This window comes from Streptococcus oralis, assembly GCF_004127215.1.
Classification (GTDB): Bacteria; Bacillota; Bacilli; order Lactobacillales; family Streptococcaceae; genus Streptococcus; species Streptococcus oralis_BD.
The window spans coordinates 1-403 of the sequence record NZ_QEWJ01000130.1 but is presented as its reverse complement, the minus strand read 5'-3'; the positions used below and the strand labels follow the sequence as shown (position 1 = coordinate 403).

General features: G+C 70.7%; 1 pseudogene. It reads right to left on the bottom strand.

Annotation, left to right across the window (positions count from 1 at the left end):
• Positions 1–403, bottom strand: a pseudogene (locus tag DF216_RS10895) (hypothetical protein); the annotation flags it as partial.

Here is a 403-nt window from a genome sequence, read left to right as displayed (position 1 = left end):
GGTTCGTGTTCTGGGTCGCGACCAGCCCGGTCGCGACCCAGAACACGAACCCGAAGGTGTCGGCCATCTCCGCGACCACGCGGCCCTGCAGGCCGGCCAGGTCGGAGGGCGCGAGGCCCTGCTGCTCGAGGAAGGCGGCCAGGCGCTGCGGGGAGTCCTGCAGCGCGTTGAAGGCCGTGCCGAGCGCGATCGTCGGGCTGTCCTTGAACCCGTTGGTCAGCAGCACCGAGAACAGCGCCGTGCCCATCGAGGCCGCGACCTGCTGGGTGATGTTGAGGAAGGTCGAGCCGCGGGCCACGTTGCGCGCCGAGAGCGTCGCCAGCGCGGCGGTCATGATCGGCATCATCGTGCCGCCCATGCCCAGGCCCATCACGAACAGCGCCGCGATCAGCGGCCAGTAGCC